We start from the raw sequence: 11,726 nt of genomic DNA on the forward strand, positions 1-11,726 counted from the left end.
AAATATGCCCTGTGATACCAAGGGATCAGTCTGTCTTCATACTTTCAAGTTTCAGCTGACTAATTAAAGAAGGCAGGGTTTCAATCAACGGTGAATTGATAAAAATTTCTTCTGGTCCGTAAAGCATTTGTAAGTTAAATAAGACCTGTCCCAGCAGCTTAGCGTAGGTGTCAATAACGTGGGTGACCTTGGGCTTTCCCATGGCGACGACCTTCTTCAAGGTGGCATAGTCAGTGTGATAGTCGATACCAGCTGCTGCGGTAATTGCACGCTGTAGATAGTCAACGGATAAGTAGTCACCCACTTCTTGTAATTGTCCTGTTGAATTGGGAACCTTCACGCTCCCTAATTCGCCGGTTTTGCCCTGAAAGCCGTTGAATAAGTGATGGTTGGCAATTACCCCGATTCCGGGGCCCCGGTGGATACTCAAGACAACAAAGTTACTGGGGCCGACCTTTTGTGTATAGTCACGTTCATAAATAGCGGCAAGGTTGGCCTCATTTCCGATAATGACCGGGACATGATAGTGGTTAGTATAATATTTTTGAAGGTCAATGCCGCTGATCGGATAATAGGGCGAGTGGATAATTTGGTTGTGGTTAACGATTGCGTGGATGGAAATACTAATCCCTAACAGGCCGTGCGCTATATCGTATCGGTTAGCGGCCCTTTGGAGTTGTTGATTGATCGTTTCCATGACAGTAATGATTTCCTGACCCTGAATATCAAAACGTTTAAAGCCGATTTCTTGACCATTGACGTAGAGAAACATGGCATAGAGGTGGGCGTAGGTGATGTTAAAGCAGGCCACATAACCATACTGGCCGTTAAAGGTGTCTTACGGCCGCCACTTTCGGTTGATTCTCCCCGACCGAGATGGTAAACCAGCCCCTGGGAATCCAATTCATTGAACAATGATGAAATTGTCGACCGGTGAAGGCCAGTATCACGAGCAATTTCGGCCCGCGAGATTGCTTGGTGATTGAATAATTGTTGTTTGACGACGTTCAAGTTAGTGCGTCGGGTCGGGCGGTGGTTGGTTAAATAACTCATGACTTTTCCTTCCTTATGTACAAAATGTGAAAGGGTGAGTGGGGACGTGACATAAATCCCTCTGTATAGATCAAAAGTGAACAGCGCGGTACACAAATGGGGCCCAGAGCCCGGCAAAGCCGAACTCTGGACCCCTATTTGTGCTCGCGGGGGTGTGAAGACGAAGTCGTAACCGACTTCTGTCACACTCCCATTCCCCCTCTACTTTAGTTTCAGGCCTTATCAAGCTATTGTCGATGAAATCGACTAGAACTAATTTACTATAGCTGAACAGTTTGTTGAGCAGTCGTTAGCTTAAATTGCTTAACTTCATCGTTAACGTGAACATACAGGGTCGGTAACTTCTTGAGGGCACTGACATCGACAGTCAATTGATTGTCTTTAACAGTGATTGTAATCTCACCCTGGTGATTACCTTCTTCGTCAACTAGTGGCTGGGAGTGTTTACCGGCCGTTGGTTGGTAAACGTGAAGTTCAGAAGCAGCGAGGTAATCATACTTAGCGTGTTCGGCGTTGGGTTCTTCAAGAAGGATTGCATTTTGCCGTGCCAAAAGTGGGAGGGTCATGTAATCAAACTTTTCCTGGAACCATTGACCGTTAACAACGTCGTATGACTTATTTGTTAAGATATTGGTCCACTTGCCGGCTGGAAGGTAGTACTTACCTTCGCTCCGGTCGTTGAAGATTGGGGCAACCAGTAATTGCGAACCTAGCATATACTGAGTGCCAAGTGGGGCGGCGGTTTCGTCACTAGGAAATTCAACAAACATCGGCCGCATCATCGGGTAGCCCTTTTCGTGGGTTTCAACCGCTTGTTCAAATAAGTATGGCATTAGTGCAAGCTTGTTCTTAACGAACTTCCGGGAAACGGCAACGGCTTCGTCCCCATAGTGCCATGGAACACGGTATTCAGAACTACCATGGTAGCGGCTGTGGGTTGACAGTAAACCGAATTGGGTCCACCGCTTATACAAGTCAGTTGGGCAGTGGTCGTTAAAGCCACCAATATCGTGACTCCAGAAGCCAAAGCCGGAGCTCATAAAGGAAAGTCCACCCCGCAAGGAAGCAGCCATTGAGGTGTAGCGAGAATCACTGTCACCACCCCAGTTAACAGGGAATTGTTGGGTACCGACCGTAGCCGACCGGGCAAAGACAACAGCCTCTTTTTCACCCTTAACTTCCTTAATGGCATTGTAGACAGTCTGGTTGTAAAGGAAGGTGTAGTAGTTGTGCATCCGCTTTGGATCAGCACCGTTATAGTAGACTGCATTCTTAACCGGAATCCGTTCACCAAAGTCAGTCTTAAAGGCATCTACGCCCATGTGAAGAAGGTCCTTAAGGTAACCCTGGTACCACTTAACAGCGGTGGGGTTGGTGAAGTCAACGAAGGCATTACCAGCTTGCCAGCGGTCCCATTGCCATGGATTCCCATCCGGCTGTTTAATAAGGTAGCCCTTATCGCGGGCCTCCATAAATAATCGTGACTTTTGACTAATGTAGGGATTGAGCCATACACAAACCTTAATTCCCCGGTCGTGGATCTTTTTAATTAGTCCTTTTGGATCTGGGAACATCTTTTTATCCCATTCAAAGCTGGTCCATTCAAAGCCCTTCATCCAGAAGCAGTCAAAGTGGAAGACATCCAACGGAACATCGTTTTCCTTCATCTTATCGATAATGTTAAGGACGGTCTTTTCACTATAGTCCGTCGTGAAGGAGGTGGTCAGCCACAGGCCAAATGACCAAGCCGGTGGCAGTCCCGGTTTACCAGTTAGGTTTGTGTAATTTACCAAAACGTCTTTAGGGGTTGGGCCATAGATGATGTAGTACTGGATACTTTGCCCCTCGACACTAAACTGGACTTTATCGTTATATTCAGAAGCTACTTCAAATGAAACTGTTTCCGGTTCGTCAACAAAGACACCGTAACCACGATTGGTGATGTAGAAGGGGATGTTCTTATAGGTCTGCTGGCTACCAGTTCCGCCATCCTTGTTTACAATTTCAACGTTTTGCCCATTCTTAACAAAGTGGGTAAAGCGTTCACCAAGGCCATAAACATTTTCACCAACATCGAGATCCAATGCTTCCCGCATGTAGTGCTTACCAGTGTCACGATCCGTAATCTCGGCTTGCATCCCTGGTTCAGAAGCGGTGAGGACCTTGTCCCCACCCTTAAATTGCATCTTAAAGGGATTTTTGCCAAGCGGAATAGTAACAGAGAGGTCACCGGACTTAAGGGTAAAGTGGTCATCTTCCACTACCTCGGTCTCCATCGCCAAGTGTTGGTCATTGATGTGGAAACTAGGTTTAAGCGGGAAATGAGCAAAATGGGTCAGTTTTACGCCTAAAACGTTCTTTAGCGGTGAAGTAAAATCAATCGTCGTTGCCCCAATGTCAGTCGTCTGATCACGACGATCAGCAGGGTGGTAAGGAACAAATACTTCTGCCTTCTTACGGTCAGCACTGACGTTGTAGTCATATACTTGCGCCGGAGAATTAATATCAAAATTTTCTTTAGTCAGCCATAGGCCGTTAGTAAATTTCATATTGTGCCTCCTGTTTGTTTGTCTAGAATATAAACAATCTTCAATACGCCTCGATTGTATATCGACAAGTAAGCGCTGTCAATGACTGAAAATCTTTAAAATTTTATACATTTGATCATTAAATGTAGGGAAAAATGATAATTGAAATTATTTATTTATTTCTTGTAAACGCTTGCAAAATGATTGGGATGGATCTACACTGTATTTGTTTGGAAAGACAACAAACCCGGGATTGTCTTAGTTGTTCCTTGTCTTGGAATTATTTATCGAGGTGCTACTTATGGATAAGGCTTCAGAGAAACCACAGATTAAGATGCCGAATCTGGTTCATTGGCCAGAACGGGTCAGTTACGCTGCAACTGACTTCGCCTGCAACTTATCATTTGGTTTAATTTCTAATTTCTTAATGTTTTTCTACACGGATGCATTTGGTATTTCGGCCGCGGCCGTTGGGACACTGTTCCTGGTTGCCCGGTTAGTTGACGCGGTAGACGGACCCTTCTGGGGGATTATGATTGATCATACTCATACCCGGTGGGGGAAGTCACGGCCGTACTGGTTATGGTTCGCGATTCCATACTCTATTTTCTGTGTACTGGTATTTTCTACTCCGCACATTAGCCTAGAAGGAAAGATCATCTGGGCCTACGTTACTTACATTGGTGTAGATGTTTTGTACTCATCAGTTAATATCCCAATTACTTCGATTTTGCCTAACCTAACTAATAATCCAAACGAACGGGTTACCTTAAGTACCATTCGGCAATTCTTTGGGACCGCTGGTGGGACCCTGGTTTCTGTTTTGGCACTACCAATGGTTAATGCTTTTGGTCATGGCAACGAACAAAAAGGGTTCTTCATTACCAGTATTATTTTAGCTATTATCGGCTGTGTACTTTTGCTGAACGCCTTTGCTAATACTCGTGAACGGATTCAAACGAAGGAATCCAAACAAGCATTACCAATTAAGACGTCCTTAAAGGCTTTGAAGCACAACTGGCCGTGGGCAGTGATCATCTTCATCAACTTTATTTACTGGATGGGGATGCAAACCCGGAACCAGGTTACGGTTTACTTCTTCAAGTACAACATGAACGCTGCTTGGTTAACTTCAATCATGCTGGGCCTGCAACTGTTTGCTTTGATTACCGTTGCAATTACGCCATGGTGTTCAAAGAAATTCGGGAAGCGGAATACGATGCTTTCCGGGATGCTGATTGCGATTATTGGTCAGTTTGTAATGTGGATTGGTGCCAAAACGGCTAGTGTACCAGTTATTATTGCCGCTAACATTATTGTTAACTTAGGTACCGGTTTGGTATCCGGCCTAATTGCCGTTATGTTGGCCGATGCCGTTGACTATGGTGAATGGAAGAACGGTGTGCGGGCCGAAGGAATTGTTACTTCATTCTCAAGCTTCTCTGCTAAGTTCGGAATGGGGATCGGTGGTGCGGTCACCGGTTGGATTCTGAGTATGGGTGGTTACGTTGCTAACCACGTTCAAACCGCATCTTCACTAAATGCAATTATGATTAACTATGTTTGGGTACCAATGGTTGGCTTTGCCCTTTCCGCAATTGCGTTGATCTTCTATAAGGTTGATTCCTTTGAAGGCAAGATGCAGGCGGACTTACGTGCAAAGCATGCGCGTGAAAATGCTGAAAACAAGTAAGAGTGAAGTTAGAAAAGGGAGCTGGGAAAAACTTCTTGCTTTTTCCGGCGCCTTTTCTGTATAGAACGGAGAAGAAACAATGCGTAAAAACTATCTCAGTATTGATGTAGGGGGAACTGATATTAAATATGGCCTCCTTGACCGGGCGGGTAACCTAACCTACCATGCCCGATTGGCTACTCCCGATGAAGGACGGGGGCCCTTTTTAGAGGTAATCGACCAGATTATTAATAAGTACTTAGGGCAGATTCGGGGAGTGGCCTTCAGTATCCCCGGCACCGTTATTCCCGTGACTGGGGAAATTAAAGTTGGGGGTGCACTTCCCTACCTTGATGGCCTTAACCTGATTCAACACGTCCACCAAGAAGTTGATGATCAATTAATCGTGGCGGTGGAAAATGATGGTAAAGCCGCGGCACTGGCAGAATTGTGGTTGGGTAACCTTCATAATATTAAGAATTGCGCGGCCATTGTCCTCGGTACCGGTGTCGGTGGCGGCATCATTATTGATGGCAAGTTGTACCGCGGAATGCATTATCAGGCTGGTGAACTGAGTTTTATTCCATTTAAAAACGGTAAAGAGAAGTATGGGGTAGTGGGCTCAGCGGTCCTGATGATCAATAAAATTGCCAAGCACTATAATATCGCCAATATTAATGATGGCTTAGCGGTTTTTGAAAGAATTAACCACCGTGATAAATATGCTTACAAGGTCTTTAAAAAGTATTGTTGGCGGATTGCCAACCTGATCTTGAGTATCCAAGCAGTGGTTGACCTTGATCGCTACGTTATTGGTGGCGGGATTAGTGCCCAGCCAATTGTGGCCGACACTATTCGGGAAGAATATGAAAAGCTCGTTGAAAGAGTAGATTTGGCCGATATTCGGCGGCCCACAATTATGAAGGCCTATTTTGAAAATAACGCGAACCTATACGGCGGCGTTTATAACCTTTTGCTCAAAGTTAATAATGAGCTTTGAAAGGGGAAGATTGTATGTATGCAACGGATTACCCCCGTACTTTTCCGGCAAACTTTATGTGGGGCGGAGCTAGTGCCGCTAGCCAGATTGAAGGGGCCTGGAATATTGAGGGGAAAGGTTTATCAGGTGCGGAATGCATCGTCGGTGGTGGTCAGCATAATGCCACCCAAGATAACGTGACGTTAAAGGAATTAAAGGCAGCGATGGCCGACCAGGCGACCAACCGGTATCCCAAGCGTCACGGGAATGATTTTTACCATCACTACCGCACGGATATTAAGTTAATGGCTGAAATGGGCTTTAAGGCTTACCGCCTATCAATTGCCTGGTCACGAATTTTCCCCCACGGTGATGACCAGGTGCCCAACGAACAAGGCCTGCGATTTTATGACCGGGTTTTGGCCGAACTGCGCCATTACGGGATTGAGCCGGTGGTAACCTTATTTCACTATGATACGCCGGCAGCCTTGACCGTTAAGTATAACGGGTGGGCTGACCGACGGATCGTGGCGGCGGCCAAACGTTATACTCAAACCGTCTTAAGTCGTTACGCCGATCAGGTGAAGTACTGGCTGACCTTTAACGAGATTAATACGGGAACGACCGGCTTTCACGCAACCGGGGCAATCGATAAAGATCTAACCCCGGCAGAGCAGCTTCAATTACGTTACCAGGCCCTTCACCACCAGTTTGTGGCGGGGGCAATTGCTACTAAGCAGTTACGGGAGTTAAACCCGCAGGCCAAAATGGGCTGTATGGTTGGCCGCGACCAAACCTATCCGGCGAGTCCCAATCCGGCAGACGTCCTTTTAGCACAAAAGGAGGATCAGTTAAACCTTTTTTACCCCGATGTCCAGGTCCGGGGTGAATATCCGGAATATATGAACCGCTACTTTGCTGATCACCACATCCACATTAAGATGGCCGCGGGTGACCAGGAGTTATTAAAAAAGTATCATGCTGACTACCTGAGTTTTAGTTACTATACATCGCGGGTTTCTAATAGTCGGCCGCTGGCGAGTGATCAGAAAATTACTGTCAATATGGCGCGCGGCTTCAATAACCCCTATTTAACCGGCACACCTTGGGGCTGGCTAATCGACCCGCGGGGATTGCGGGTTACCTTGAATGAGTTTTGGGACCGGTACCGGGTTCCCCTATTTATTGTGGAAAACGGCCTCGGGGCGGTTGACCAACTGACGACCAATGGGCAAGTCCACGATGATTATCGAATTGCCTACCTACGAGATCACCTGGTACAGGCGAAAGAGGCCATTAAAGACGGTGTTGACTTGCTGGGCTACTTGATGTGGTCGCCGATTGACCTAGTCTCTTTTTCAACTTCTGAGATGACGAAGCGCTATGGGTTGGTGTACGTTGACCTTGATGATAAGGGGCAGGGATCATACCGCCGGATTCGTAAGGACTCGTTTTATTGGTATCAAAACGTTATTCAAACAAATGGTGAGAAATTAGAGGAGGAGCAGTAACAATGTACGCAACAGATTACCCACGCAGTTTTAAAAATGGTTTCTTATGGGGCGGAGCAACTGCCGCCAGTCAAATCGAAGGTGCCTGGAATATTGATGGTAAGAAACTTTCCGGTGCTGAGTGCATCCGCGGCGCCAAAGAGGGGGAGACACACTCAACCTTAGATGAGGCGACGCGGGAAAGTATTGAAGAGGCCATCAATAGTGACTCGGAAAGCGACTATCCTAAACGGCATGGTAATGACTTCTACCACCGTTATCCGGAAGATATTAAGTTACTGGCGGAAATGGGCTTTAAGGCCTTTCGGATCTCAATTGCTTGGTCACGGATCTTTCCCAATGGTGATGAGTTGACGCCTAATGAAAAGGGGTTGGCGTTTTATGACCGGGTCTTTGACGAAATGCATAAGTACGGGATTGAACCGGTGGTCACCCTTTCGCACTATGAAATGCCAATCGGCTTAACCTTGAAGTACAATGGCTGGGCGAGTCGGAAAGCAATTGCAGACTTTACCCGGTATACGGAAACCGTCTTTAAGCGGTATCGAAATAAGGTAAAGTACTGGATGACCTTTAATGAAATCAACACGGGAACGACCGGCTTTCACGCTACGGGGGCCTTAGAGGACGGTCTAGCCACGACTGATGAAAAACTACAGTTACGTTACCAGGCGCTACACCACCAATTTGTAGCTAGTGCCTTGGCCACCAAACAACTTCATGCCATTATTCCGGGGGCTAAAATGGGGTGCATGCTGGCCCGGATGCAGACCTACCCGGCGACGTGTAATCCAGCAGACGTTATTATGGCGCAAAAGGTGGACCGTTTGAACCTGTTCTTTACGGATGTTCAGGTCCGGGGCGAATATCCGGAATATATGAACCGATACTTTGCTGAACACCACATTGTGATTAAAATGCTGGCCGGTGACCAGAAGCTGTTGAAGAAATATCCGGTTGATTACTTGAGCATTAGCTATTATATGTCAAGCGCTACGGCCGCTAAATCTAGTCATGATGTCACGGCAGAAGCGACCGGTAATCAATATGCGGTGAGAAATAAGTATTTGAAGCAGACTCCTTGGGGCTGGCAGATTGATCCCCAAGGCCTGCGCGTTGCTTTAAATACTTTGTGGGACCGTTACCGGGTACCTTTATTTGTTGTAGAAAATGGTCTGGGAACTTATGATAAGTTTAGTGCTGATGGTAAGATTCATGACACGTACCGGATTGATTACCTGCGGGCACACATTGAGCAAATGAAAGAAGCGGTGGAAGATGGGGTTGACCTAATGGGTTACCTGACTTGGGCACCGATTGACCTGGTTTCCTTCTCTACCTCGCAAATGAGTAAGCGTTATGGCTTTGTGTACGTCGACTTAGACGATGCGGGCCACGGAAGCCTGAAGCGGACACCGAAGGATTCATTCTACTGGTACCAGAAGGTGATCGCAAGCAACGGTACTGACCTTGAATAGGGCCTCTTTCCCGGTTTTAGGCAAACAGTTAATTGATTTAGAAAGGAATGGACTACTATGGTGAAAATTAATCTCGATTTTGTCGAAGGACTAACGTTAGAAGAACGGGCGGCATTGGTGCCTGGTAAGGATTTCTGGTTTACTGCTAGGGTGCCCGATGTGGAACGGATGATGATGTCTGATGGCCCTTCTGGACTGCGTAAGCAAGATATTGATGCTTCCCCGGCAGATATCAATAATTCGGTTGATGCGGTTTGCTTCCCCTCTTCGGCCCTAACGGCTAGTTCTTTTGATGACGATATGCTCTACAAGCTCGGTACCCACCTGGGAATTGCCGCCAATGCTGAGCACCTGGGTGTTTTGCTTGGCCCCGGTGTCAACATTAAACGTAGTCCATTGGCCGGGCGGAACTTTGAATATTTCTCTGAAGATCCATTATTAGCCGGGCGGATGGGCGTTGCCTACGTTAAGGGTGTTCAAGATCAGGGCGTCGGTGTTAGTGTTAAGCACTTTGCGACTAATAATCGGGAAAACCAACGCTTTACTTCGTCCTCAAACGTTGACGAGCGGGCCCTCCGTGAAATTTATTTGGCCCAGTTTGAACGAATTGTTAAAAAGGCGCACTCAGCAACGTTAATGTGTTCATATAACCGCTTAAACGGGACCCTTAATTCGCAAAACCAACGGCTACTAACCGATATTCTCCGGAATGAATGGGGCTTTGAAGGGTTAGTCATGTCCGATTGGGGAGCCGTTGCTGACCATATTGCCGCGCTCAAGGCTGGTCTGGATTTGGAAATGCCTGGTAAGGGTCAAGAATCAGTTGATGAAATTGTTACGGCCGTTAAGGAGGGGCGTTTACAAGAATCAACGCTGAACCGGTCCGCCCTCCGGGTATTAAAGATGGTTGAAAAGTGGGGGAAAAAGGTTACCGAAGCGGCTCCATATAATAAGGAAGAACAGCACGAATTTGCTCGTCAAATGGCGGATGATAGCATTGTCCTTTTGAAAAATGATGGTAACCAACTACCATTAGCTAGTGGACAGTCATTAGCAATCATTGGGGAGTTAGCTGCTAAGCCCCGGTTTGAGGGGGGCGGCAGTTCCCACGTTAATGCTCACCATGTAGTTACCCCACTTGAAGCGGCACCGGCTAGTGCTAAATATGCTCAAGGGTATTCCTTGGAAGAGGAACGGCCAAATGAAAAATTAACTGCTGACGCCTTACAACTGGCTAAAAGTAGTGATCAGGTTATTTTCTTTGCCGGTTTCCCTGAAAAGATGGAGACGGAAGGCCTAGATAAGGATACAATTTCCTTACCACAAAACCAAAATGAGCTTTTGGCTCAGGTGGCGGCGGTTAATTCACACGTCACGGTTGTTTTGGAAAATGGTTCAGTTCTGGAAATGCCTTGGGCGGACCAAGTATCAGCAATTGTCGAAACCTACCTTGCCGGTGAGGCGGTTGGTGAGGCCACCTGGGATATTCTGAGTGGTAAGGTCAACCCATCCGGTAAATTATCCGAAAGTTTCCCACTTCGTTTGCAAGATAACCCGACTTACGGCACCTTTGGTAAGGACCACGATGAGGAAGATTACCATGAAGGAATTTTTGTTGGCTACCGTTACTATGATCTCCACGAGATGCCGGTGCGCTTCCCATTTGGTCATGGCCTGAGCTACACCACATTTGAATACAGTGACCTGGCGGTACGGGAAGGTAAGGATACCGTTAAAGTTAGTTTCCGGTTAGCCAATACTGGTAAGGTCGCCGGCAAAGAAGTGGCCCAGCTTTACGTTGCCAACCACGTTAGTCGGGTTGAGATGCCAGTTAAAGAACTCCGTGATTTTACTAAGGTGGCGCTTAAACCAGGAGAAAGCCAGGAGGTTACGTTGACACTTCCTCGGCGAGCCTTTGCTTACTACAATGTCGATAAGCAACAGTGGGCGGCCGACAATGGTGAATATGAGATCATGGTTGGTTCCTCATCTCGTGATATTCGTCTATCGACTAACTTTAACCTAACGATTGGTGTTAACCCTACCAGTGCCGTTACCGGTAATACTTATGTTGGTGATCTTTGGGCTAACCAGGATCCCCATGTTCAAAAGGCAATGAAGGATTCCGGACTATACGAGCTCTTGGCACCAATGATGAAGGATGAGCAGTGGGTTGCAATTTCGGCTAACATTCCACTTCGCTCACTATCGGCCATGGGGGTTGATGAAGAGGTACGTAAGGCCTTCTTTAAGCTACTAAATTAGATACTAGAGATACTTGTTTATATTGACTAACAGGCCTCAAGGATTCTGCTTTTTCGAATCCTTGAGGCCTGTTGATTTTGATAAAGGTTGCGATTAATTATTGATTAAATGACACGAAAACACGGGAAAACGCAAAATAGGGGACAATAAAAGGCCTGTAGCATTCGCTTTGCCGAATCCTACAGGCCTTTTATTAATGTCTTTAGACCTAGTTGAGTGCGCGAGCAGAGCGAGTGCACG

General features: G+C 46.6%; 7 protein-coding genes. 5 read left to right on the forward strand and 2 right to left on the reverse strand.

All coding sequences use genetic code 11. The annotated features are described in order from the left end of the window. Positions 1-25: 25 nt before the first annotated feature. Positions 26-811, reverse strand: a complete 786-nt coding sequence (locus ACI31H_RS02805) for an ROK family protein (protein ID WP_439770479.1) — start codon at positions 809-811, stop codon at positions 26-28. Positions 812-1,313: 502 nt separating this feature from the next. After that, positions 1,314-3,602: an alpha-xylosidase gene (gene yicI / locus ACI31H_RS02810; RefSeq protein WP_439770480.1), complete on the reverse strand. Its 2,289-nt coding sequence runs from the start codon at positions 3,600-3,602 to the stop codon at positions 1,314-1,316. A gap of 280 nt (positions 3,603-3,882) precedes the next feature. On the opposite strand from yicI, the gene ACI31H_RS02815 reads away from it, so the two are divergent. From ACI31H_RS02815 to ACI31H_RS02835, 5 genes are all read left to right on the forward strand, one after another. Continuing rightward, complete coding sequence (locus ACI31H_RS02815) at positions 3,883-5,274, forward strand: MFS transporter (protein WP_439770481.1); 1,392 nt, start codon at positions 3,883-3,885, stop codon at positions 5,272-5,274. A gap of 79 nt (positions 5,275-5,353) precedes the next feature. Continuing rightward, complete coding sequence (locus ACI31H_RS02820) at positions 5,354-6,253, forward strand: ROK family protein (protein ID WP_439770482.1); 900 nt, start codon at positions 5,354-5,356, stop codon at positions 6,251-6,253. 14 nt (positions 6,254-6,267) lie between these two features. Beyond that, a complete protein-coding gene (locus ACI31H_RS02825) occupies positions 6,268-7,743 on the forward strand; it encodes a glycoside hydrolase family 1 protein (RefSeq protein ID WP_439770483.1) in 1,476 nt (491 codons plus the stop codon). Between the two features lie 2 nt (positions 7,744-7,745). After that, positions 7,746-9,221, forward strand: a complete 1,476-nt coding sequence (locus ACI31H_RS02830) for a glycoside hydrolase family 1 protein (protein ID WP_439770484.1) — start codon at positions 7,746-7,748, stop codon at positions 9,219-9,221. Between the two features lie 57 nt (positions 9,222-9,278). Then, positions 9,279-11,486 carry a glycoside hydrolase family 3 C-terminal domain-containing protein gene (locus ACI31H_RS02835; RefSeq protein ID WP_439770485.1) on the forward strand — a complete coding sequence of 736 codons (2,208 nt, stop codon included), beginning with the start codon at positions 9,279-9,281 and terminating at the stop codon, positions 11,484-11,486. Positions 11,487-11,726: the final 240 nt, after the last annotated feature.

The sequence above is a fragment of the Limosilactobacillus sp. genome, assembly GCF_051873035.1.
Classification (GTDB): domain Bacteria; phylum Bacillota; class Bacilli; order Lactobacillales; family Lactobacillaceae; genus Limosilactobacillus.